Source organism: Maribacter sp. HTCC2170, from assembly GCF_000153165.2.
Lineage (GTDB): Bacteria > Bacteroidota > Bacteroidia > Flavobacteriales > Flavobacteriaceae > Maribacter_A.
In genome coordinates this window covers 3,376,148-3,401,464 of sequence record NC_014472.1, presented here as the reverse complement: position 1 = coordinate 3,401,464, position 25,317 = coordinate 3,376,148, and the positions used below count along the sequence as shown (strand labels likewise).

The following is a 25,317-nucleotide window of genomic DNA, read 5'->3' as shown; positions in this document are numbered from 1 at the left end:
AGGTTCTGCTTTTTATGAAACTAAGTATGTATAGAATTTAAGTATTTTCACTTTTCGAGCTTGATTGTAAAAACGGGAGAACATCTTTGATGCTTTCCTACTTGTAATTTAATTGTCTGGTTTAATTTCAATATAAAAGTTCTTGTCTATTTGTAGGGTTGAAAGATCACCTTCAATTGATGTAGTTTGCCAATCTTGGGTTGGGTCTATCCATTGCACTTCTCCATCTATAAAAAGACGTATGGGCATTTTAAACTCATCTACAACGTTGGTATATCTATATTCAAGATTTTTGCCATCTATTTTATATTCCAATGTCGGTATCATAATAGTACGCAAGTATTGATCAAAAATAGTGGAGAGATCAATGCCTGTTTTATCTATTAAATATTGCTCTATTTGGGCAGAGGAAACGGTCTGGTGATAAAAATCTTTATTCAATCCTCGTAATATCTGGCGCCATTTCTCATCATTATCAACCAGTTGACGAATGTTATGCAACAAATTCGACCCTTTATAATACATATCTCCTGATCCTGAATTGTTCACATTATAATGCCCAATAACCGGACGGTCATTCTGAATGTTTTTACGTAGGCCAATTACATACTCTTCAGCGGCCTTTGTGCCAAAATGATAATCCAAATACAGGTTTTCAGAATAGGAGGTGAAGCCCTCATGTACCCACATATCGGCAATATCAATATCAGTGATATTATTGGCAAACCATTCGTGGCCACTTTCATGAATTATTAAAAAATCAAAGAGTAATCCCCAACCGGAACCAGATAGATCTCTTCCCAGATAACCATTTTGGTAATGGTTGCCATAAGTTACCGAACTTTGATGTTCCATACCCAAATAAGGTACTTCAACCAATTTAAAACTATCTTCATAAAAAGGGTAGGGGCCAAACCAATGCTCAAAGGCCCGCATTGTCATTGGTGCTTGCTTAAACTGTTCTTTTGCCTTTTCTAGATTATCTCGTAATACGTAATAATCCATATCCAAAATGCCCTTCTCTCCTTTATATTTTTCACCAAAATGTACATATTCACCTACATTCACATTTACCCCATAATTGTTGATTGGGTTGGCAACAAACCAATGATAGGTATTGGTATCCTCTTCTACTTTAAGTAAACGACCATTGGAAACATTCATGAGTCCTTTAGGTACTTTAACACTCATGGCCATACTATCGACCTCATCGTACATATGATCTTTATTGGGCCACCAAACACTCGCTCCCAGACCCTGACAGCTCGTGGCGACAAAGTGTTTGCCGTTTTCATCTTTTTTCCAAGAGAATCCGCCATCCCATGGTGCTCTTTCAGCTTCTTTGGGATGGCCCGAATAATGAACGATAATCTCATTAAAATCCCCTTTCTTCTGTTTCTTTCTCAGTTTAATGAAATGGGCATTGCCGTTGGATTCTACTTTCAGTTTTTTTCCATCTTGAGTGACTTTCTCTATTTGTAATGGTGGTTGTAAGTCAATCTGAAGAACTTTTTCCTCCTCTAACACCTTATAACGAATAAGGTTAGTACCTGAAATATATTTCTCATCAGGTTTCACTTCAATATCCAAATGGTAATAGTTTAAATCCCACCAGGCACGTTCTGGGGTAATGCTTCCGCGGAGTGTATCCTGTTCGGTAAACTCTTGTGCTGGTAGTCCTAATACCACTAGGAACATGAATATTGATAGAAAATGCTTTTTCATATATTATCTCATTATTGCATTAGGGAATACTACTGGACTTTCAAAACCATCTTTACCAATTGCTGAAACACCAAAGAGGAAGTTATCAATTACAATTCCTTCTAATGTGAATTCGGTTATATCACCCACATCTCTGCTGTGCTCCCAATTTGGTGCAGTAGTATCTCTCCAGTAGATTTTATAGCTGACCGCTCCATCAACTTTACTCCATAACAATCTTGCCGAAGGCTCCACAATGCCTCCTATTTTTACTTTTTTTGGTGCCGGAGGGGCCCAGGCAATCGATGCCAGGTTTATAGCATTTACGGCAGTTAATTTAGTTGCATAATCAAAATTTACATGCTCTAGAACATCCCCATAGTTTATACCATTTTCAGTTCTAATATCTTGATGCTGCTGAGTATAGTTCTCATGAGCCTCCATAATTCTAATCCCAGCATAACCAGCATCATTAAAAGGTCTGTGGTGACCACCGCGGCCAAACCTGTCCAGTCGATATATCATTTTAGGATTCATTTCTGGCATATAAGTTTTTGTGGTCTTATAAACATACCGAGCCAATTGTCTTGAAATTCCGTCCACTTCCCCACCATAAAATCGTCTTGCATTACGTTGTTCCTTGGTTTCGGTAGGTGGGACAGGTTCAGAAAAAATACGGAACTCACGGTTATTTATAACGCCGTCTACTCCAGTTATATTCCCGATCATATCATTGTTCATGATTCCTATAATCTCCCAGCCTTTCTCTTTGGCATAAGCAGCCAATCCTTTACCACCAAAAAGGCCTTGTTCTTCACCTGAAAGCCCAACATAAATAATGCTGTTTTCAAATTTGTATTTTGATAATACTCGTGCCGCCTCCATTGTTCCAGCCATTCCGCTGGCATTGTCGTTGGCACCAGGCGAGTCTGAAGTGAAATTGTTGGGGTCACTTACCCGAGAATCAATATCACCACTCATTAAAATATAGCGATTTGGGTATTTGGTGCCACGCTGAACAGCAACAACATTTACAACCATCACATCATGAACAATACGTTCTCCTGTTCCTTTTTTCACGAAATCTTTTTGATAGAACACCTCAAGGCAATCGCCACAAGCATCTGAAGTCTTTTCAAATTCACTTCTGATCCAACGCCTTGCTGCGCCAATTCCCCTGGTTTTGGAAACCGTATCACTTAAAGTATGTCGTGTTCCAAAATGGGCTAGTTTGGTGATGTCAGATTCAATACGTTCCATAGAAACAGCATTGATAATATCATAGATTCGGGAATCGGTTTGAGAACATACTAAGATTGGGATAAGTAGAAATAAGGGGAATAGTGATCTTTTCATTTTCAAGGGTTGTTATTTAAGGTTTGAAGTTAATTATTTCTTTAACGAACAAAGGTGACTTTAACAATTTTGCCGTTTTCTATTTCGTAGATTGCAATGGCACTAAAATTGTTTCCGTCCATAGTGACAAGTTCTTCATCAATGATTTTGTTTCCTATTATCATGCGATTTTTAATTTCGCAATGCAAATCTGGTGTGGACTCAAAAAATGGTCCATATTGCTCTCTCATTTTGTTAATTCCTTCAAATCGCAATTCATTAGGGAAATTGTAAACCTTAACATCGTCGGAATATGTGTTTGAAAACGATTCAATATCTCTCGCATTGTAGGCATCCAATTGGTCTTGCACTACTTTTTCTACATCTGTTTTGGTAGGATTGTCATGAATGAATGTCATGCTGGATATTCTTCCGTTTGCTACTTCGTAAATAGCAACTTGTTTATGTGATTTGCCTGACACAGTAGCTAATTCCTCATCTATTACTGTGTTGTTCAATATAATACGCTTTAAGACTTTAACTTTGGAGTTGGGATTCTTACTAAAAAACCGCTCATAGCCTGCTTTCATTCTTTTCTTTCCCAAAGATATAGTGTCATTTGGGAATCTTCGTACCAGTACATTTTCTGAATAGCAAGAGACGAAGGCATCAAGATTTCCGCTGTTAAAAGTTTCCACTTGTTTTTGTACTATATATTCTGGGGATTCCTCAGCGACCAACACCAATTTAGAATTGTCACTGTTTGCCGCCATTCTACTGATATTATTGATGTTCTTATTCGTGAAATGGGCAATGTTGTTCCAATTTTCATCCGTTTTAGGATTGAATTTTAATAAGGTTTTACCATAACCAGTTAAAAGTGTTCCATCATTCAACCAACATACGTCCTGCGATTTTGGAGTGAGGTTGATGATTTTTTTGGCTTCTCCAGATTCAATATCGTAAGACATGAGCACATTTGTCTTGTCCCCAATCATCACAAAACTTATTAATTTGGAATTGGGGATTTTGTGCAATGATCTTCCCACTTTTTCGTACACAGTTTGGTGTAAGTTATCTTTTAAATTGATTACGATTAAATCCATTCTATTTTCAATTAAAACCGTGGCAATCAACATATCTGGGGCGTACCATAAATGATATCCAATTTTTAGGTCTTTGATCAGTTCGGTTGAATTTCCGTTTTCGGAATCATAACTGTACAATCGCTGTAATCCTGTGGTGTCCAATCGAATGGATGAAAATGCTTCTTTGTTTGGGACTTTAGTGGGCGAGTATTCGCTGCCAATTTTAGTGTCATTTAACCAAGTACTGTTTTTAGAAATAATATCATATTTGGCAACATCGGTTTGTTCATTTCGTGTAGAAGCAAACAACACTGTATGATTGTCATAAAATGAAGGTTGATTGTCATAACCTTCATTATTACTTATGTTAATGGCATTAACAAATTCTAATTGATCATTGGGTTTTTGAATATCCACCAAAAAGAGATCGGTATTCGTTTGGCAATAGACGAAAAGATGAAGTAGAAAAAAAGTTAAGGTACAGGCATATTTCATTTCAGGAAGATAAAAAAATCCTATCATATACTTCAAATCAGCCTTTTTGTTTTTCAATCCGTAAATCGCTTTAGCAAATCGCGCACGGGCTTAATACCATTAACATAGAACCTAGCTTGTGTCTTTTGTCTTCCAACCTTAACGGTGACAGTGCTTTCGGGAAGTTCTTGGAACATGAATTCGTCGGTCCAATCATCACCAATGGCAAAGACAAAGTCATAATCATCTTCCCCCATTACACGCACCGTCGCGCGCCCTTTATTCACATTGCTGCTTTTAATCTCCATGACTTTGTTCCCATTCAAAACACTTAGGTCATCATTAGCAATTAAACTGGTCAATACGGTATTTAATTCATTTGCTCTGAGGTTGCCGAAATCTGGATCGGTTTTGCGGTAATGCCATGCAAGGGAATAGTTTTTTTCTTCGATGAAACTTCCTGGAGTTCTATCAACGAATGACTCAAGTACCGGACGTATTTTTTCCATCCAGTCGTTTTTTACATTTTCGAGCATTCTAAAATCTTCTCCGTCTTGCGAAATCCAGACTCCGTGCTCAACAATCATATTGTACTTTTTATGCAGGAACCATTTGGTGAAGGTGTCCTTGTCTCGGCCACTGACCAAATAAAGGTCTGTGTTTTCCATACTATTTAGTGCATCAAGCAATCCGTAAAGTTCCTTATCTGGACCAGCTTTTTGTGGATCTACATGAAATCCTGCCAAAGTACCGTCATAATCAAGAAAAAGGAGTCGTTTTTTCGCTTTAGAGAAATCCTCCAATACTGTATTAAGCCTGTGTTCCGTCAATCTTTTTGAAACATTTGCCGCATCCCTATCTTTTTGTGCCTGTAATGACGACATAAAATCATTGGCCCATTGCTCTACATTATATCTTGCCAGTCTTTTTTGTAAATGGGTATTCCGCTCTTGTTGTTCTTCAATGGGCATATTGATGGCTTGATTAAGAGAATCAGCAATCTGCTCAAAATTATTAGGGTTTATAAGAAGGGATTCGTTCATTTCGTTTGCGGATCCAGCCATCTCACTAAGAATCAAAACCCCAGTTTTATCGGTTCGTGTAGCTATATATTCTTTAGCCACCAAATTCATTCCATCTCGCAATGGAGTTAACCAGGCAATATCACTTGAAGTGTAGAGGTCAATAAGGTTCTCAAATGGTACAGAACGATAAAAGTACCAAATGGGTGTCCAGCTTACTGTGGAGAAATCGCCATTGATTCTACCCACCAATTCATCAATTTCTTTTTTCAATAATTGATATTGGGGTACATTGGAACGGGATGGAACCGCCAAAATGATAAGCCGCACTTTCTCTTTGTATTGAGGATACTTATTTAGAAAATATTCGAATGCGTTCAAACGTTTGGCAATACCTTTAGAATAGTCCAAACGGTCAATAGAAAGGATTAATTTGGCATCAGGTGTTGAGCGTTTATGGTCGTTTAAACGTTGCTGAAGGTCAGACTGCTGTGCTGTCGTATTTTTTTGATGTTCTTTTGCCGCATTACTGAATTTCTTATAATCGATGCCCATAGGGAAAGAATCTACCTTAATAATCCTATTATCAAGATAGATGTCATTGAAACTAACCTCTAATCCTAATAACCTCCTTACAGAACTAAGAAAGTGCCGTTCATAATCATAGGTATGAAAACCTATTAAATCAGCCCCTAAAAGCCCTTGCAGCAAATCTTCGCGCCAGGGTAAAGTCCTGAAAATCTCAAATGAAGGAAAAGGGATATGAAGAAAGAAACCAATGGAAATATTCGGGCGTTTTTCGCGTACCATTTGCGGAACCAACATTAATTGATAATCATGAACCCAAATAGTGTCATCATCGTCGGCACTTTCTAAAATGGCATCTGCAAATTTTTGGTTTACCGCTTTATATATATTCCAGCTATCTAACTCAAACTCAGAATATTCGAGGAAATAGTGAAATAATGGCCAAATAGTACGGTTACTGAACCCAAAATAGAATCCATCTACCTCCGCAGAACTCAAATTAACTTTTGAGGAGCCATGTTCAGCCAGTGCCTCATCAATTTTGGGAGCCAATTCCTTGGGAATTTCTTCATCGGTTAAACCACTCCAGCCAATCCAAAGACTATCACCCCCGGAGTGAACAGATTTCATTCCTGTAGCCAAACCTCCTACACTTGGTATCGCGGATATGGTTCCATTGCTGATTTGTAATTGAACAGGTAGTCTATTTGAGATTATGATAGTTTTAGCCATAAAGAGGATGATTTTGACGTGTTTTGGCGATTGTTTCTTTAAATTTCGTCAAATTGCATGGTAAAAACAATAATTAAGGGGCTTTTAGTGGATAATTGATATATGGACAATTTAGATTACGGAATTATTGGAAATTGTAGGAGTGCGGCATTAATATCGAAAACCGGTTCACTGGATTGGTGTTGTCTTCCAGAGTTTGATTCTTCATCGGTTTTTGCTAAACTATTGGATGAGGAAATAGGCGGAAGCTTCGAGATTAAAGTAGCTGATAATTATACTATTGAGCAGCGTTATAAAAAGAATACTGCAGTATTGATTACGAAGTTTTCGGATGATGAGAACATTTTTGAAGTACACGATTTCATGCCTCGATATTACAATGAAAATGGGGGTTATCATTCACCCCCAGAATTGGTACGCTATATAAAACACATTAAAGGTAAACCGAGCTTCAAGGTATTTTACGATCCTAAATTGGAGTATGCCCAAGGTGAGACGACAACTTACGTGAAAAGGAATTTTGTAGTAAGCAGAACCAATGCAGTGAAATTCGATACCATTTTTCTATACACTTCCTTTAATAAGAACGCAGTGGTCGAAGGCAGAGAGATAGATGTTACTGAAAACGGTTATTTTCTTTTAGGATATAACGAGAAAATCCTGCAGCCTACAATTCGGAAAATCTATTTGGACCTTGAACGAACAAAAGTTTATTGGTTAAACTGGACGAATAGGACGCCAACCTATAAAAAATACAATGACGAAATACTAAGAAGCGCAATCACATTAAAATTATTGAGCTATGATAAAACTGGAGCGGTTTTGGCAGCGGCTACAACATCTTTGCCGGAGACCATTGGTGAAGTAAGAAATTGGGATTATCGTTTTTGTTGGATTAGGGATGCCTCAATGGTCATTAAAGTGATGGGAGGTCTTGGTCACAAGAATGTTGCGGGTAGATATTTGCAGTTCATTATTGATTTGATTCCTGATAAGGATGAAAAATTACAGATAATGTATGGTATCAATAAAGAAAAGAAGTTAACCGAGGAAACTTTGGATCACTTAAGCGGTTATAAAGGGTCAAAGCCAGTTAGAATAGGGAATGCCGCATATAAGCAAAAACAAAATGATATTTACGGAATTTTAATGGATGTCATTTATGCCCAATTAGCAAAATTTAGTACTGATATTGAAAATGGAGAGGAGTTATGGGGAATTACCAAGGGCATAGTTTGGATTGTTTCACGGCATTGGCAGGAGCCTGATAAGGGTATTTGGGAATTTCGAGAAGAAGATCGGCATTTCACCTTTTCCAAAGTACTTTGCTGGGTGGCAATTGATCGAGCAATAAAAGTGGCGCGTATATTAAAGAAAACCAGGAAACTGGAAGCTTGGACAAAATTGGAGCAGGAAATTAAAGCTGATATCCATGAAAATTCTTGGAACAATGAGGTAAATGCCTTTACGCAATCCTATGGTTCCACACATTTGGACGCATCAGTTCTACTTATGGAATCTTATGGGTTTATTCATGCAAAGGACCCTAAGTTTGTACAGACTGTAATGGCCATTGAAAAGGATTTGAGCAATGATGGTTTACTGTATAGGTATAAAAACAAAGATGACTTTGGTTTGCCTTCATCATCTTTTACAATCTGTACATTTTGGTTTATCAATAGTTTGTTTAAGATAGGTGAGGAAGTGAAAGCTATGGCCCACTTCGAAAAATTATTAAGTTATAGTAACCATTTAGGTCTCTTTAGTGAAGATATTGATTTTAAGACAAAAAGATTACTAGGAAACTTTCCTCAAGCGTATTCCCATTTGGCATTAATCGAATGTGCGGTTAACTTTTCAACAAAAGATACAGAGGAAAGAATCCTCGAATCTATGAGAGAGTAATACCGTTCTTATCGGAATAGCGAAAGGGAATAATTTAGGATTTCAATGTAAGTGCGATTCCTTTTATTATTTCCAATAACTGTTCTAGATGCTCACTTGTGGTAAACGGGTTCATTATTGTGGTTCTGAGGTAATGAACTCCATTCACTTTGGTTTGAACTATATAATATTCACCTTCTTCCAATAGCTGTTGCCTAATGGTTGCGTTAAGTTCATTCAACTCAATATTGTTGAGAATATCATCGATGTATCTAAAACAAACAATGTTTGACATAGGTTTTATGGCCAATTCAAATTGCGGGTTTGCCAAGATTAATTCACCAAACTGATGCCCAAGGTCGTACAAAGTAGTAACATATTCATTAAAAATACCTTCACCATAAGTTTTCAGTAAGGTAAACCACTGAATACTCATCATGGTTTTGGTACATTCAAATGTTCGTTTGGCGTAATTGTACCAATCTTCATCTTCTGATTGTTGCAAAAGGTAATCTGCCTTTTGACTAAACGTCGAATGTGAATGATTTCCATTTTTATAAAGTAGGGCAGTGGTGATGATTGGCATCATCATCATTTTGTGACCATCAATAACAACTGAATCGGCCCGATCTATTCCTTTTACCGTATGTTTATATTTTGGTGAGAAGATAGATGCACCTCCGTGGGCACCATCAATATGAAACCAGAGATTGTGTTTCATACTAAAATCAGCTATGGCCAATAAGTCGTCATACATTCCGGTAGCTGTTGAGGGTGCACTACCCACGATTGCAAAAACGTGGATGCCTTCTTTTTGTGCTTTTTGATAGTGTTCCTCTAATTGGGAAACATCCATATTATAGCTTGAACTTGCCGGAATTTTAATAACACCTTTATCACCAAGGCCCATTATTCGAGCAGCCCTATCTACGCAGTAATGGGCTTCCTCATAAACCATAATGCCCAAAGATTCCTGATGTCCGTCATTCCAAATATCATGCTCAACTTTCACTTTTCTTGCGGTTAGTAATGCGGTCAAATTTGCAAGTGTACCTCCTGATGTCAAAAAGCCTCTTGATTGTTCGTCATACCCAATTTTGGAACAAATAAACTCAGTGATTACTCTTTCTATTGCTGAGGGAGCCATGCCCATTTCATACACCGCCATCCCGTTATTCAATAAAGAGCTAATGAGTCCTCCTAAGGAAGCCAAGGGTGCAGCTGGGCTCACTTGATGTCCAATATACTTGGGGTTATGAACGTGAGTGGTTCGTTTTACTATTTCCGTAAAAAGTTGGGAGCTCTCTCCATTTTCTAGAAAACCATTCCAAAAAGCATATTCATCTTCTGGCAAGTTCCAATTTATAACCTTCTTTGATTTACCATTTAGAGTAGCATCCAAATGGTCTGCCAATTGGTCGACTAACTCATGACCTCTTTTTCTAAAACCTTCTGGTGAATATGCAATTTTCAATAAAGATTTGTCCATAAGCCTAAATTATGAAGTAGTTAAATATAAATGAAATCTAACCATGTAAATTATGAACAAAACCCATAAATAGACTAATAACTTCTTGTTATAAATGAGTATGATTTCGTAGATGTTTGTTAAATTTGATGTGCTAAATAAAACGCATTTATCATCATGAAAATAAAACATATATTAAGTGTATTTCTTGTTATTGGTCTCTTATGGTCGTGCAAAGAAAAAACAGAAGAACCTGAACAGGTTATAGTAGAAGAGAAGTTCGATTACCTAGTTGACCAATTTGCAGATATTAAGATACTCCGTTATCAGATTCCGGGATTTGATGAAATGACCTTAAAGGAAAAGCAATTGTTGTATTACATGACCCAAGCTGGTCTGGCGGGTAGAGACATTATGTGGGATCAAAACTATCGCCACAATCTAGAGATAAGAGACGCTCTTGAAAATGTTTATACTTCCTATGCAGGTGAAAAGACCGGCAAGGATTGGTTGGCGTTTGAGGAATACCTGAAAAGAGTATGGTTTTCAAATGGAATACATCATCATTATTCCAATGATAAAATCAAACCAAAATTCAATGCTGATTTCTTGACCTATTTATTAAAAGAAACAGATACTAATCTTGAAGGGGAGGCCTTTGATGTTATTTTCAATGAAAAGGACGATAAAAAGGTAAATAAGAAAAAAGGGGTTGATAATGTAGCGTCTTCTGCAATCAATTTTTATGACCCATCAATAACAGATGCAGATGTTGAGGCTTTTTATGCCACGGCCGATAAAGGTCCCAAAGACAGACCTATTGAAGCAGGTTTAAACTCTACATTGGTCCGCGAAAATGGAAAAATCGTTGAAAAAGTCTGGAAATCAGGTGGAATGTACGGTACTGCTATCGATGAAATAATAAAATGGTTAGAAAAGGCCAAGAGTGTCGCTGAAAATGACAAGCAGGCCAAAACATTAGGTCTATTGGTTGATTATTATAAAACTGGTGATTTAAACATTTGGGATCAATATTGCATTGAATGGGCAACTTCCACAGAAGGTAATATTGATTGGATCAATGGCTTTATTGAAGTTTATAATGACCCAAAAGGCTATAGAGGTTCTTATGAAAGTATTATTCAAGTGAAAGATTTTGAAATGTCCAAACAAATGGCGGTCCTTTCTGAAAATGCACAATGGTTCGAGGATAATGCCCCATTAATGGATTCCCATAAAAAGGATAGTGTTGTTGGTATTTCTTATAAAACTATTAATGTCGCAGGTGAGGCAGGAGATGCGTCGCCAAGCACTCCAATAGGAGTGAACCTACCAAATAACAACTGGATTCGTCAAGAGCACGGCAGTAAATCTGTTTCATTAGGGAATATCATTGATGCCTATAATAATGCAGGTGGAAGTGGTAGATTAAAGGAATACGCATATGATGCCGAGGAAATAGAGCTTGAGGAAAAACATGGAAAATTGGCCGATAAATTACATACAGCACTACATGAAGTAGTTGGCCATGCTTCCGGACAGATTAATCCAGGAATTGGCCAGCCTAAAGAAACCTTAAAAAATTATGCTTCCACTATGGAAGAAGGTAGAGCTGACTTAGTTGGACTTTATTATTTAATGGATCCCAAATTACAAGAACTTGGTTTAGTTGAAAATTCGGAAGAAATAGGCAAAGCTGCTTATGATGGCTACATTAGAAATGGTCTAATCACACAATTGGTACGTATTAACCTCGGTGATGATATAGAGGAAGATCATATGGTAAACAGACAATGGGTATCTGCTTGGGCTTTTGAAAAAGGGGCAGCTGATAATGTGATAGAGAAAATCGAAAAAGATGGTAAAACCTACTATAACATCACTGATTATGCCAAGCTACGGGATTTGTTCGGCCAGTTATTGAAAGAAACACAACGCATAAAATCCGAAGGCGACTTTAAAGCCGCCCAGGATTTGGTTGAGGGCTACGGCGTAAAAGTTGATCAAGCATTACATGCTGAGGTTTTAGACCGTAATCAGCAATTTAAATCAGCACCGTACAGTGGTTTTGTAAACCCTGTTTTGGTTCCTGAGACCAATGATGCTGGAGAGATTGTGAATATTAAGGTTAAACAACCAGAAAGCTTTGAAAAGCAGATGTTGAAATATGCTAAAATGTATAGCTTTTTAGATTGATTAATACTTACATATAATAATAAAAAGCCGCTCCTTTTGGGAGCGGCTTTTTTAATTGTACAAGGTGTTTACTTTTATTCAGTGACAGCGCGATAGGCGTTTACCCTTCCTTTACCGTGGTAAAGACTGGCTCCGTTACCGTCTACTTTATCAGCAGTATTCGTTATTTGTTGGGTCACTTCGTGTGGATCCATCGAACCACCATTCTTGCCAATAATCAAAGCAGCTACTCCCGCAACATGTGGCGATGCCATACTGGTGCCCGCACTCCAAAACCAACTCCCACCAGGATTAGTGCTAAGGACCATATCATATACATAAGTAGAAGTAAACCCATCGTAATAGGCATCAAAATCTCCTCCTGGAGCAGAAACCGTAACATGACTTCTGCCATAATCTGAATAATGAGCTGGAATATCCAAATCACTTGAAGGGTATTCAAACAGGTTATAGGGTGCTGTTGCAGAAACGGAAATTACATTATTGAGACTCGCTGGTAGTTTAACTGCGGAGCCATTACCATCAAGGTTAGTGCCGTCATTACCTGCGGCAACAACAATAGTTGTACCATTCCTATATGCAAAATTGATGGCTCTTTGTTGTGCGTGCCTAATTTCAGCAATGTATTTCCCAGGAACTTTGATAACCGATCCATCATCAAGGGTTATAAAGCCGTTTTTATTAAATGTGGCTCCTAGACTCATATTTATTACATCAGCATCTATAAGAGCTGCATATACAATACCATTGTTGATACTGCTAAAAGCTCCTGACCCAGTAAACTCTGAAAGTACCTTTACGGCAACTAATTCTGCATTAGGTGCCACACCTATCACTCCGAATTGATTGTCAGCAGCAGCGATGGTACCGGAAACATGGGTGCCATGATTAAAATTGCTATTAGATTGCCAATCTTCAAGTATACCATTTTCATCATAAACAAATGACCTACTAAGATCTGTATTTAAGTTTGGAGCCAAATCAGTATGACTAGCATCTATCCCAGAATCCAAGACCGCAACTCTAACTCCAGTTCCAGTCTGGCCGGTATTCCATGCTTCAGGTGCATCTATGGCATCCATTCCCCAAAGTTCGTTAAAGAACCATTCGTCACTTCCGATACTTGGAGGTGATGCTTGCTGATGCAATTGTGGATCAATCCACTGTACATTATAATCAGGTACCACGGAGCGAACCATTGATAAGGATTCAATGGATTTACTAACCTTATTACTCGACGAAACCACAACAACTCCAATTTCTGGAGAGACAGATTTGACCGTAGCTCCCATATCTTGCAGATGAGCTTCGAATCCAGCAGAAATACTTTCCTTTTTAAGTATTACCATGTAATCCTTTTTTGAGGAGGATTTTGCATAAACAGCATTGATTTCTTCGCTCTCAAAAATTTCGGTTTCAGTTGAATCAGTTGAACATGATGTTAAAAATAATGATGCCATTAATAATGGCATCCAGCTTCTTTTTAGTGGGGTTAAACTTTTTTTCATTTTCTAATGGTTTTTATAATTTATCGGTTGAAAATATTAATATAATTTAACAAATGCTAAAAAAATTGTGATATAATTAAGAAATGTGCAAATTACTATGTTTGGCATCAAAAAGTTGGTTCAATTAGCCTGAAAACAAAAAAACCACCCTCGTACGGGTGGCTTTTTACTTCAGAATAATCAAAAATTTCAATCTGAATTAGTCAAAGGTGTAACCGTTGTCTGCAGCAATCTTATCAGCAATCTGAGTGCGTAAAGCAACTACATTTGGGTTATTGGTATATTTTGTGAAACGCTTAAGTCCCATTAACATCATACGTTGCTCATCACCTTCAGCAAAAGAAATTATGGCTTCTTTTCCTTTAGAAATGGCTATTTCAACAGCATTGTACAAATAAAGTTTAGACATTGCTATCTGAGTAATCTGTGCTTCTTCACCAAAACGTTTGGCATTCTTTTCAGTTCTAAGAATGGTTGATTCCGCCATATAGATTTCGATTAGGATATCTGCGGCACACATCATCAATTGTTGGTGTTTTTCCAATGCAGGACCAAATTTTTGGACAGCACTACCTGCGACCATTAAGAACACTTTTTTTAGTCTGGCCACCAAATCTTTCTCTTCAGCGAACAATTCTGAAAAATCTGGAGCATCGAAAGAAGGAATCCCCATTAATTCTTCGCCAACTTTGGTTGCTGGGCCTAAAAGGTCAACATGACCCTTCATTGCTTTTTTAACCAACATACCTACTGAAAGCATTCGGTTGATCTCATTGGTGCCTTCATAAATTCTTGCAATCCTTGCATCTCTCCATGCCTTTTCCATAGGTGCATCGGCACTAAAGCCCATACCGCCAAAGATTTGTAGTCCTTCATCGGTGGTACTCTGTACATCTTCTGAAACCGCAACTTTTAGAATAGAACATTCAATGGCATATTCTTCAATCCCTTTTAATTCAGCCTCTTGATGTGAATTACCAGCAGCAACACGGAGTGCAATCCGATCCTCTATATTTTTTGCAGCTCTATAACTTGCTGATTCCCCAGCATAGGTATCAGTAGCCATATCTGCAATTTTGCCTTTTATCGCCCCAAAATTGATTATTGGTGTTTTGAATTGAATTCTTTCGTTTGCATAATTAACTGCCTCACCAATGATTCTTCGTTGCGCTTCCAAACAAGCAGCGGCCAGTTTTATTCGTCCAATATTCAAGGCGTTCATGGCAATCTTAAATCCGTTGCCACGCTCAGAAAGCATATTTTCAGCGGGTACTTTTGTATTGCTAAAGAAAACTTGGCGGGTAGAGGAGGAGTGAATACCTAATTTTTTCTCTTCATCACCCATAGTAATTCCATTTTCTGGGTCATTCTCTACAATAAAACCTGTAATGTTCTTGTCGTCTTCAATTCGAGCAAATACAATGAACATATTGCAAAAACCAGCATTTGAAATCCACATTTTTTGACCGGTGATTGAGTAGTGTTTGCCATCCTCGGATAGAACCGCTTTGGTTTTTCCTGAATTTGCATCAGATCCTGCACCTGGTTCTGTTAAGCAATAAGCTCCGAACCATTCACCAGAAGCCAATCTAGGGACATATTTTTGTTTTTGCTCCTCAGTGCCATAAAGTGTAATCGGCATGGTGCCAATACCTGTATGAGCACCAAAGGCAGTACTAAATGAACCTGTGGCACCAGAAATATAGTCACATACCAACATTGTGGATACAAAGCCCATACCCATTCCGCCATAAGCCTCCGGTACAGCAACGGAAAGAAGACCGAGTTCTCCTGCTTTGCGCATACACTCTTCTGTATAGGCATAGTCTTTCTTTTCAAAACGTTCCCAATGTGCCCAAAGTTCGCGATCTACAAATTCCTTTGTGCTATCACGCATCATGCGTTGCTCTTCTGACAAATCCTCCAATGTAAATACATCTTCACACTTGGTTTCCTTAACTAGAAATTGCCCACCTCTTAAAAGGTCTTTTTCTTTTGATTCGGTACTCATAGTCTTAAATTTTTTAAACTTTTCTTATTTCAAAAACTCGTAGATACCAGCAGCCCCTTGACCTGTACCTACACACATTGTTACCATTCCGTATTTGCCCTGCATATCCCTCTTACGCATTTCATCAAATAATTGAACTGATAATTTAGCCCCTGTACATCCTAAAGGATGACCTAATGCAATTGCGCCACCATTGACATTGACAATATCTTGGTTAAGGTCTAATTCTCTCATAACTGCTAGTGATTGGGAAGCAAACGCTTCGTTCAATTCTATTAGCTCAACATCATCTTGTTTTAAACCGGCTTGTTTCAAGGCTTTTGGAATAGCTTTTACTGGTCCTATACCCATGATTCTAGGTTCCACACCCGCTGCGGCGTAGTTGACCATTCTGGCAATTGGTTCAAGATTCAATTCTTTTACCATTTCTTCACTCATCACCATAACAAAAGCAGCGCCATCACTCATTTGAGATGAATTACCTGCGGTTACACTTCCGCCAGCGGCAAAAACAGCCCTTAGTTTCCCAAGTACCTCTTTACTGGTTCCAGCACGGGGTCCTTCGTCTTTAGTTACCGTGTACTTTTTTGTGGCTTTTTTGCCATTATTATCAAGGTATGTTTGCTCAACTTCAATTGGAACAATTTGATCTTGAAAACGATCTTCAGCCAATGCTTTCAATGCTTTCATATGAGAGTTGTAGGCAAACTCATCTTGATCTTCCCTTGACACTTTGAATTCATTGGCCACCGCTTCCGCAGTATTTCCCATGCCCCAGTAATAATCTTCATGACCTGAATTAACTAAATCGTAATTCAACTCAGTTTTATAACCGGTCATAGGTACTGAACTCATACTCTCTGCTCCACCCGCAATAATACAATCGGCCATACCTGCTTGTATTTTTGCTGTTGCGATACCAATGGTTTCAATTCCTGAAGAACAGAATCGATTTACTGTTACTCCGGGGACATCAACAATATCCAAGCCCATTAGAGAAATCAAACGTGCCATGTTCAATCCCTGTGATCCTTCAGGCATGGCGTTACCTACGATGACATCGTCAATACGTTTTTTATCAAAATCAGGCAACTCTTTCATCATGTATTCGATGGTTTCTGCAGCCAACTCGTCGGTTCTTTTAAAACGGAACACACCTTTGGGTGCCTTACCAACCGCTGTCCTATATGCCTTTACTATATATGCTGTTTTCATCTTTTAATTTCTTAATGGTTTACCTGTTTTAAGCATATGCTGAATTCTCTCTAAAGTTTTACGTTCTGTACATAAACTTAAAAATGCTTCGCGTTCAATGTCCAATAAGTATTGTTCGCTTACCATGGTTGGTTCGGAAAGATCTCCACCGGCCATTACATAGGCTAATTTATTTGCTATTTTATGGTCGTGTTCGCTTATATAGTGACTTGCTTCCATAGCATCTGTACCTACCAAGAACATACCCAATGCTTGTTTACCAAGTACCTTGATATCTTTTCTTTTTACGGGTTGTGTATAACCGGCTTCAGCCATCAATTTGGCATGTGCTTTGGCTGTGGCTATTTGTCGGTCCTTATTTACTACAACAATGTCCTTGCCTTTTTGAAGAATTCCTAAATCATAGGCTTCATAAGCAGAGGTCGAAACTTTTGCCATACCAATAGTCAAGAAATATTCTTGCAAAACGTTCAATTCAACATCATTCTTCTTAAACGTATCAGCAGCTCTCAGGGCAAATTCCTTAGAACCGCCACCACCTGGTATAACACCTACACCAAATTCAACTAAACCAATATAAGTTTCTGCAGCGGCAACAACCTTATCAGCGTGTAAGGACAATTCGCAACCACCACCTAAGCACATTCCATGAGGAGCCGATACCGTTGGAATCGCAGAATAACGCATGCGCATCATCGTGTCCTGGAACATTTTTATTGCCATATTCAGCTCATCATATTCCTGCTCCACGGCCATCATGAAAATCATTCCAATGTTGGCACCAACAGAGAAATTTGCTGCTTGATTGCCGACAACCAGTCCTTGAAAGTCTTTTTCGGCTAAATCAACTGCTTTGTTCAATCCTGCTAAAACATCACCACCAATCGTGTTCATTTTGGATTGGAATTCTACATTCAATATACCATCGCCCAAATCTTCAATAACGACACCACTATTTTTGAATACTTCGTTGGATTTACGAATGTTGTCCAAAATGATAAATGAATCTTGACCAGGAACTTTCTCCATGGATTTTTTAGGAATATCGTAGAAATATGTAGCTCCTTCTTTTACCGAATAAAATGAATTTATTCCGGCGGCGGCCATTTCAGAAACCCATGCTGCTGGTTCTTGACCTTCAGCCTTCATGATTTCCATTCCTTTTTCAAGGCCTATGGCATCCCAAATCTGAAAAGGACCATGTTCCCATCCAAATCCCGCTTTCATAGCGTCATCAATCTTATAAAGTTCATCGGTAATTTCAGGAATTCTATGCGACACATAGGCAAATAAGGCTGCAAAACTCTTCCTATAGAATTCGCCCGCTTTATCTTTACCTGAGACAAGAACTTTGAATCTATCAACAACCTTATCAATGGTCTTTGTTAGCTCAAGTGTAGCAAAACTGGCTCTTTTTTTGGTGCGATAGTCCATCGTGTCCAAATCCAAGGTCAGGATTTCACTTTTTCCTTTATCGTTCTTTATTTTTTTGTAGAATCCTTGCCCTGATTTACTACCCAACCATTTGTTTTCCATCATTGTATTGATGAAATCTGGAAGTTTGAAAAGCTCATGTTTTTCATCATCGGAACAATTCTCATAAATACCATTGGCGACGTGCACCAATGTATCCAAACCAACAACATCAACAGTTCTGAATGTGGCGGATTTTGGTCTCCCAATTACCGGTCCACTTAGTTTATCAACCTCCTCAACGGTCATTCCCATGTCTTTCACCATATGGAAAAGACTCTGAATACTGAAGATTCCAATTCTATTGCCAATAAATGCAGGAGTGTCTTTAGCAACCACTGAAGTTTTTCCTAAAAATTGCTCACCATATCCATTAAGGAAATCCAATACTTCAGGTGAAGTTTTTGGACCAGGAATGATTTCAAACAATTTTAAATAACGGGCTGGATTAAAGAAATGCGTTCCACAGAAGTGCTTTTGGAAATCATCACTTCTTCCTTCCGACATAAATTTGATAGGAATACCTGAAGTATTTGAAGTAATCAGTGTTCCTGGAGTTCTATGCTTTTCAAGGTTTTCAAAAACTATTTTCTTAATATCCAATCGTTCGACCACAACTTCGATAATCCAATCTACCTTAGCTACTTTGGAAATATCGTCTTCAAGATTACCTGTGGTTATTCTTGAGGCAAATTTTTGATGATAAATAGGGGATGGCTTTGATTTCAAGGCCGCTGCCAAAGAACTGTTCACCAATCTATTACGTACTGCCTTGTCCTCAAGGGTCATGCCTTTGGCCTTTTCTTTTTCGTCTAGTTCTCGTGGAACTATATCCAATAACAGTACTTCGACACCGATGTTGGCAAAATGACAGGCTATGCCACTTCCCATTATACCCGAGCCAATAACTGCTGCTTTTTTAATATGCTTGTTCATTTATTATAAGCTGTATTAATTAGTTGTTGATTCTTTTATTGTTATGTTTTTTTCAGATATTAACCTATTAATGGTATCCATTACCTCAAAAAAGTTATTCAATTGTTCCTCCGTAACATTTGCTTTGACCTTATCGTTAAAATTGAAAACGGCATTTTTGGAGTCGTTTCTTTTCTCTAGACCAAATTCAGTGAGGTGTATCAAGACTCCTCTTCCATCTTTAGGATTGGGCTTTCTTTCAATCAGCCCTTTTTCCTCCATACTTTTTAAGATCCTTGATAAACTGGTTGCTTCCATTCCCATTTTTGGTCCTAAAGCTGTAGAAGGAGTACCGGTTTTAGGGTCAATACTTAACAAGGTAAAGCCAACAGCCATCGTTGAACCAAATCCCTTAGCTTCTTCATTGTACATTCTAGCAACCGATTGCCAAGTGGCTCTCAGTGTATAATCTATGGTCATTTCTTTCATGCGGGACAAATTGGCTACCAAATATATAAAAATTTATTATGCATGCATAATAAATTTGATAAATTGTTTTACTGTAGATAATTTATTTGGTATGAAGCTTATAGATTGTTTTTCTCCCTTTTTTTGATTTCGCTGGTGAACTTGGTAGAAAACAATAAGGTAAAGATGGAGAGCGGCCCGAGAAGTGTTGGAACCCTATAGATAAGTATGGAATCTGTACCATTTGCTATTGGATATAAGGAATAGCCTAATACAACGCACATGATAAGTAATACAACAATTCCTATGACAAGTAAGGTTCTGCTGTACGTTTTTATCTGATTAGTTGTATAATTTTCAAATGCTAATTTACCGGGATATGTTAATTGTTACTTTTTAAAGAGCACTCTCAATGACCATAAATGTCATTATATAGGCTCATGTATATTTCCTTGATTTTTTTTCTCTTCATTTTCATTGTAGGGGTCAAATGACCTCCATCAATTGTCCAAGCACTGGGCGTAAGCTTAAACATTTTCACCTTTTCCCATTTAGCAAAGTATTCATTGGCAAGGTCAATTTCTTCTTGAAAGCGATTAACTACCTGCTCATGTGAAACAACCTCAGTCATATTTTCGAAATTGAGGTCATGTCTTTTTCCCCATTCTTTAAGGAAATCAAAATCGGGCTGAATAAGTGCTGCTGGCATTTTCTCACCTTCACCGACAACCATAACCTGTTCAATGAACCTAGACTGTTTCAACTGATTTTCAATCAAAGCTGGCGCAACATATTTACCTCCCGAGGTCTTGAACATTTCCTTTTTACGGTCCGTGATCTTTAAAAAACCATCACTGTCTATTTCACCAATATCGCCGGTATGGAAATAATCACCAGTCATTACGGAAGCGGTTTTTTCAGGATCTTTATAATAACCCTGCATCACATTGGGTCCTTTTACCAATATCTCACCATCATCCGCTATTTTCACTTCTACATTATCGATAACCCTTCCGACAGTACCAATTCTAAAGCCTCCATTGGTTTGATCATTTACAGACACAACGGGTGAAGTCTCAGTTAAACCATAACCTTCCATTATGGGCATGCCTGCAGCTGCAAAAATGCGTGTTAATCTTGCTTGTAAGGCTGCACTCCCAGAGACCATCAGCTCCAAGTTTCCACCTAGTGCTTCTTGCCACTTACTGAAAATCAATTTTCTAGCTAGCTTTAATTTTTGTTCATACAGCCATCCGTTGGCACCATAAGGTTCATATTTTAATCCAACATCAACGGCCCAAAAGAATATAGCTTTTTTCAAACCTGTTAAATCACTTCCTTTAGTAACAATCTTATCATAAACCTTTTCATATAAGCGCGGTACGGCTGTCATCACGTTTGGCCTAACTTCTTTAAGATTTTCAGTCATTTTTTCCAATGATTCAGCAAAGTAGATTTCAACACCACAATATTGATATAAGTACAATATCATTCGTTCAAAAACGTGGCATACAGGTAAAAAACTTAAAGCCTTTGAATTACCATTTCTTAGTGGAACATGCTTTTCACTATCAATTACGTTGGTCACAAGATTATTATGGGACAACATTACACCTTTTGGTCTTCCGGTAGTGCCCGACGTGTATATCAAAGTGGCCAAATCAACTGGCAATACGTTGTTTTTACTCTCTTCAACTAAGTTTTGATTGGAAGAATCTTCCCCTGTTTTCAAGACTTCATTCCAGTTCTGGCACCCATCAATAGTATCAAAAGAAAAAACCTCTTTTAAAGTAGGAACATTTTTTTTGATAGCATTGATTTTCGCTAATACTTCAACGCATGAAACAAAACAATATTTGGCTCCACTATGATTCAAGATATATTCATAGTCCGATTGCGATATGGTCGGGTATATAGGTACATTCTGCGCACCCAGTTGTAAAACACCTATGTCAACAATATTCCATTCTGTCCTGTTGGTCATTGATATAACAGCAATCTTGTCATTCTTCTCAACTCCCATTCGCAATAGCCCTCTACTAATTGCATTGGCTTTGTCTATATATTCTTTTGTGGAAGTGGCTACCCACTCACCATTATATTTTGAGATAAGAGACTTGTCGAGGTTGTATTTTTCTAATTGGTAATTAGGAAAGTCAAAGAGTCTGGTAATTTTTTGCATACTAAGTTTCTGATAGGTTATTGCAAAATAGGAAAAGCAGATGGGATTCTAAAATGAGATTGTCGATTTGAAGCATATTTTATGAGAATAGTTTATAAATGGATCATGACCAATAAAATGCCTTGTCTGAAACTTCTTGTGAAATGAATATTTTCATTTGCATTTCGTCTTTACAATGTTGTTTATGTTCGTAGTCTTGTTGTTAAGCTAAGAATTGAATTGCAAAACATTTTATTTAGTAAGTTCAATCTCCAATTAAGATAATGTAAATGAAAAGGCTGTTTTTGATTTGTTCACTTTTGCTTACTATGGTTTCATGTACTGAAGCAGAAAAAGTTAAAATTCCTGTATATGCATGGATGGGAGGCCCTGGAGAGGCAACGGACTCTGTGTTGAAGGCTAATTTTGATGATTTAAAAGCAAAGGGCATAGACGGTTTAATGTACAATGGTGGACAAAACCCAGCAACCTACAAAAGGGTAGGGGCCTTGGTTAAAGAAGCCGGGATGGAATTTCATACTTGGATACCAACCATGGTTCAAGGTGAAAACCCGAAAATAGCTAAAGACCTTTACGCACATAATCGAAACGGGGAGTCGGCCTTTGAAAAACCGGCATATGTGAATTACTATAAATTTTTATGTCCAAATAAAGAAGGCACCTATGAATTTTTATCCGATATGTATGGTAGTGTTGCCGAAGTTGAGGAAGTTGACGGTATTCACCTGGACTATATTCGTTTTCCCGATGTGATATTGGCCGAAGGTCTATGGGACAAATATGGGCTGGTCATGGATCAAGAATTTCCTGAATACGATTATTGTTATTGTGAAAAATGCACCTCTGATTTTAAAGAGCTGACAGGTATTGATATTAATGAGGTAGAAGACCCTTCTCAAATACAGGAGTGGAAACAATTTAGATATGATTTGATTACCAAGATGGTGAATAGATTATCAAAAGTTGTTCATGAAAAAGGTAAGGTTTTGAATGCAGCTGTTTTTCCAGGCCCATCGATTGCGAAGAAGTTGGTAAGACAAGAATGGAATAAATGGGATTTAGATGCAATTTATCCTATGAATTATAACGACTTCTACCTGAAAGGACCAGAATGGGTGGGTGAGGTTACCAAGGAAGAAGTTGCAGCGGTAAAGGGCTTAAAACCAATTTATAGCGGATTGTTCATTTGTCCTAATCCCGAGAACAAAACGAATGAAAACGATCCTGAAAATCATGGTCTTTTACCTTCAGAAATTGAAACGGCTATAAGAACATCTATGGAAAACGGTGCTGCTGGTATTTGTTTGTTTACCCCAGGACGAATGAAAGCTGAACATTGGGAGGCCTTTGAAAAGGCCATTTACAAGGACTACAATAAAATAGAAGAATAATTATTTGAGTTAGTTGAGTTGAGTTGAGTAAAAAAGAAGGAGCCACCAATTGGGGCTCCTTTTTTGATTTTCTTCTATTTCGAATTAATTTACTGGGTCATCTAAGAATTCTGCATATGCTATATTCAGTTTGTCCCAATGTTGTTGTAATTTTTTTAGGCGAATTTTGAAAACCTCAAAATCCTTATTTTCATCATCGGTCCATCCAACTTCTGCATAGGCCGCAATTCTTGGAAATGTCTGGTAGACAACATCTTTTGTAGTTGGGGTCCATTCAGTCCACATTTGGCAACCAAGACCGTATACATTCTTATGATATTTTTCTTCCAAACCATCTGGAATCGGATTAAAACTGTACGCTTTTTCAAGAGTTATGTTATCATAGGCATAATCTAAATATGTCTCGCTATGAAGAGAATTGACGATACCATAACCTTTTTTAGCGGCTTCGGTAGCTAAATCTAAATTTCCTTTCCAAAAATGCACTACAACGTTTTTAGCCAATGCGGTTTCTGCGTCTTTGTCGTCTTTTTTTTCTTCAAATCCTTGGTGAATATTTTTGCCCATGATTTCATTCCATCCCATCATTCTTCTGCCATTCTGTTCAATGAATTTAGAAATTTCATTGGTGAAATTTACCTGAAGGTCAGCTGGAGTCTGCAATCCATTCTGTTTCATGTAATTCTGTACATGTTTGGCGTCTTCCCAAACTTTATATCCAACTTCATCTCCTCCAATGTGTATTACTTCAGACGGAAACATTTCGAACATTTCAATCAATACGTCCTTTACGAATTGAATAACCTCAGGTTTGGTTATATCGTAGTTATCGTAATGTCTTCCAAATTTTATTGGAACATCAATATCCTTTCCTGCAGTACCTAACCAAGTATACGCAGCGATGGCTGAACTGGCATGACCGGGCATTTCAAATTCCGGTACTATTGTAATATGCCTTTTAGCAGCATATGCAACAATATCTTTGATTTGTTCTTGGGTATAAAAGCCACCGTGCGGTTCACCAGAGGTCTTTCCACTTTTCCACGTTTCAATTTCACTGTCAACCCTATGCGAACCAATTTCTGTTAATTTTGGATATTTTTTTATTTCCATACGCCAACCACCGTCATCGGTCAAATGCCAATGAAAAACATTCATCTTTAAGTATGCCATCTGATCAAGGACAAGCTTTACAAATTCCTCCCCTTGGAAATATCTAGACTCATCGAGCATATATCCCCGCCATTTAAACTTTGGAACATCATTAATCACTACGGAGGGAACTAGCCATTTCTCTGTAGAGGTTTCGTCCTTGGTCAACAATTGAAGAATGGACTGAACTCCATAAAAATAGCCAGAAGGACTATTTGCACTAACCTTTATTTGATTTGGAGTTATATTCAATTTATAAGCCTCAACTTTCAAGCTTGTATCATTTGAAAATACAATTGAGGATGTGGAATCAGAATTTGATTTTACAAGACTCACATTGGCATTTTGTTGTAAACTGTTAATCAGAAAATCGGCAGCTGCATTTTGTTCATTACCTGTTACAGATATTTTAAGGCCATTTTCAAATGCGAATGATTCTTCTACTAGGCTTAATTCTGCTGGTTTTGGAATTATCGAAATTTCAGATGCCAAAAATGTCTTGTTCTTTTCGGTACAACTACTGGCAAAAATAAAAGTTACCAGAATAATAAGTATTGATCTCATACTAAAT

15 protein-coding genes are annotated in these 25,317 nt (G+C 37.8%); 3 read left to right on the top strand and 12 right to left on the bottom strand.

The window, feature by feature from the left end; translation table 11 throughout:
• Window positions 1-108: 108 nt before the first annotated feature.
• Genes FB2170_RS14915 through FB2170_RS14900 form a run of 4 tightly spaced genes read right to left on the bottom strand, consistent with a single transcriptional unit; the run spans window position 109 to window position 6,883 of the window.
• Window positions 109-1,725, bottom strand: coding sequence for a M1 family metallopeptidase (locus tag FB2170_RS14915; protein ID WP_041632893.1), 1,617 nt, complete (start codon window positions 1,723-1,725; stop codon window positions 109-111).
• 3 nt (window positions 1,726-1,728) lie between these two features.
• Window positions 1,729-3,060, bottom strand: a complete 1,332-nt coding sequence (locus FB2170_RS14910) for a M28 family metallopeptidase (protein ID WP_041632892.1) — start codon at window positions 3,058-3,060, stop codon at window positions 1,729-1,731.
• 41 nt (window positions 3,061-3,101) lie between these two features.
• Window positions 3,102-4,679 (bottom strand): nuclear transport factor 2 family protein, encoded by a 1,578-nt coding sequence (locus FB2170_RS14905; protein ID WP_013307420.1) that lies wholly within the window; start codon window positions 4,677-4,679, stop codon window positions 3,102-3,104.
• Window positions 4,676-6,883, bottom strand: coding sequence for a bifunctional alpha,alpha-trehalose-phosphate synthase (UDP-forming)/trehalose-phosphatase (locus tag FB2170_RS14900; protein ID WP_013307419.1), 2,208 nt, complete (start codon window positions 6,881-6,883; stop codon window positions 4,676-4,678). The genes FB2170_RS14905 and FB2170_RS14900 overlap by 4 nt, the downstream gene beginning before the upstream one ends.
• A 102-nt stretch (window positions 6,884-6,985) precedes the next feature.
• Between FB2170_RS14900 and FB2170_RS14895 the strand changes: the two genes are divergently transcribed.
• On the top strand, window positions 6,986-8,788 hold the full coding sequence (locus tag FB2170_RS14895) for a glycoside hydrolase family 15 protein (protein ID WP_013307418.1): 1,803 nt from the start codon (window positions 6,986-6,988) through the stop codon (window positions 8,786-8,788).
• A gap of 34 nt (window positions 8,789-8,822) precedes the next feature.
• Here FB2170_RS14895 and FB2170_RS14890 read toward each other — a convergent pair whose 3' ends face one another.
• Window positions 8,823-10,256, bottom strand: a complete 1,434-nt coding sequence (locus FB2170_RS14890; RefSeq protein ID WP_013307417.1) for a pyridoxal phosphate-dependent decarboxylase family protein — start codon at window positions 10,254-10,256, stop codon at window positions 8,823-8,825.
• A 156-nt stretch (window positions 10,257-10,412) separates the two neighbouring features.
• Here FB2170_RS14890 and FB2170_RS14885 point away from each other — a divergent pair, with 156 nt between their 5' ends.
• A complete protein-coding gene (locus FB2170_RS14885) occupies window positions 10,413-12,431 on the top strand; it encodes a dipeptidyl-peptidase 3 family protein (protein WP_013307416.1) in 2,019 nt (672 codons plus the stop codon).
• Between the two features lie 74 nt (window positions 12,432-12,505).
• On the opposite strand, the gene FB2170_RS14880 is transcribed toward FB2170_RS14885, so the two are convergent.
• The 6 genes from FB2170_RS14880 to FB2170_RS14855 form a co-directional block, all read right to left on the bottom strand.
• A complete protein-coding gene (locus FB2170_RS14880) occupies window positions 12,506-13,939 on the bottom strand; it encodes a S8 family peptidase (protein ID WP_013307415.1) in 1,434 nt (477 codons plus the stop codon).
• A 199-nt stretch (window positions 13,940-14,138) separates the two neighbouring features.
• A complete protein-coding gene (locus FB2170_RS14875; protein WP_013307414.1) occupies window positions 14,139-15,950 on the bottom strand; it encodes an acyl-CoA dehydrogenase family protein in 1,812 nt (603 codons plus the stop codon).
• A 24-nt stretch (window positions 15,951-15,974) separates the two neighbouring features.
• A complete protein-coding gene (locus FB2170_RS14870) occupies window positions 15,975-17,165 on the bottom strand; it encodes an acetyl-CoA C-acyltransferase (protein ID WP_013307413.1) in 1,191 nt (396 codons plus the stop codon).
• 3 nt (window positions 17,166-17,168) lie between these two features.
• Window positions 17,169-19,574: a 3-hydroxyacyl-CoA dehydrogenase/enoyl-CoA hydratase family protein gene (locus tag FB2170_RS14865; RefSeq protein ID WP_013307412.1), complete on the bottom strand. Its 2,406-nt coding sequence runs from the start codon at window positions 19,572-19,574 to the stop codon at window positions 17,169-17,171.
• Between the two features lie 15 nt (window positions 19,575-19,589).
• Window positions 19,590-20,042 carry a MarR family winged helix-turn-helix transcriptional regulator gene (locus FB2170_RS14860; RefSeq protein ID WP_013307411.1) on the bottom strand — a complete coding sequence of 151 codons (453 nt, stop codon included), beginning with the start codon at window positions 20,040-20,042 and terminating at the stop codon, window positions 19,590-19,592.
• A gap of 388 nt (window positions 20,043-20,430) precedes the next feature.
• Window positions 20,431-22,203, bottom strand: a complete 1,773-nt coding sequence (locus tag FB2170_RS14855; protein WP_013307408.1) for an AMP-dependent synthetase/ligase — start codon at window positions 22,201-22,203, stop codon at window positions 20,431-20,433.
• 269 nt (window positions 22,204-22,472) lie between these two features.
• Between FB2170_RS14855 and FB2170_RS14850 the strand changes: the two genes are divergently transcribed.
• Entirely contained in the window at window positions 22,473-23,594 is a 1,122-nt protein-coding gene (locus tag FB2170_RS14850; protein ID WP_013307407.1) for a hypothetical protein, read from the top strand.
• An 84-nt stretch (window positions 23,595-23,678) separates the two neighbouring features.
• Here FB2170_RS14850 and FB2170_RS14845 read toward each other — a convergent pair whose 3' ends face one another.
• Entirely contained in the window at window positions 23,679-25,310 is a 1,632-nt protein-coding gene (locus FB2170_RS14845; RefSeq protein WP_013307406.1) for a beta-N-acetylhexosaminidase, read from the bottom strand.
• Window positions 25,311-25,317: the final 7 nt, after the last annotated feature.

Bases quoted from the DNA above. Each gene is read 5' to 3' on its own strand.
- FB2170_RS14915 (WP_041632893.1), bottom strand. From the start codon at position 1,725: ATGAAAAAGCATTTTCTATCAATATTCATGTTCCTAGTGGTATTAGGA.
- FB2170_RS14910 (WP_041632892.1), bottom strand. From the start codon at position 3,060: ATGAAAAGATCACTATTCCCCTTATTTCTACTTATCCCAATCTTAGTA.
- FB2170_RS14900 (WP_013307419.1), bottom strand. From the start codon at position 6,883: ATGGCTAAAACTATCATAATCTCAAATAGACTACCTGTTCAATTACAA.
- FB2170_RS14895 (WP_013307418.1), top strand. From the start codon at position 6,986: ATGGACAATTTAGATTACGGAATTATTGGAAATTGTAGGAGTGCGGCA.
- FB2170_RS14890 (WP_013307417.1), bottom strand. From the start codon at position 10,256: ATGGACAAATCTTTATTGAAAATTGCATATTCACCAGAAGGTTTTAGA.
- FB2170_RS14885 (WP_013307416.1), top strand. From the start codon at position 10,413: ATGAAAATAAAACATATATTAAGTGTATTTCTTGTTATTGGTCTCTTA.
- FB2170_RS14880 (WP_013307415.1), bottom strand. From the start codon at position 13,939: ATGAAAAAAAGTTTAACCCCACTAAAAAGAAGCTGGATGCCATTATTA.
- FB2170_RS14875 (WP_013307414.1), bottom strand. From the start codon at position 15,950: ATGAGTACCGAATCAAAAGAAAAAGACCTTTTAAGAGGTGGGCAATTT.
- FB2170_RS14870 (WP_013307413.1), bottom strand. From the start codon at position 17,165: ATGAAAACAGCATATATAGTAAAGGCATATAGGACAGCGGTTGGTAAG.
- FB2170_RS14865 (WP_013307412.1), bottom strand. From the start codon at position 19,574: ATGAACAAGCATATTAAAAAAGCAGCAGTTATTGGCTCGGGTATAATG.
- FB2170_RS14860 (WP_013307411.1), bottom strand. From the start codon at position 20,042: ATGAAAGAAATGACCATAGATTATACACTGAGAGCCACTTGGCAATCG.
- FB2170_RS14855 (WP_013307408.1), bottom strand. From the start codon at position 22,203: ATGCAAAAAATTACCAGACTCTTTGACTTTCCTAATTACCAATTAGAA.
- FB2170_RS14850 (WP_013307407.1), top strand. From the start codon at position 22,473: ATGAAAAGGCTGTTTTTGATTTGTTCACTTTTGCTTACTATGGTTTCA.
- FB2170_RS14845 (WP_013307406.1), bottom strand. From the start codon at position 25,310: ATGAGATCAATACTTATTATTCTGGTAACTTTTATTTTTGCCAGTAGT.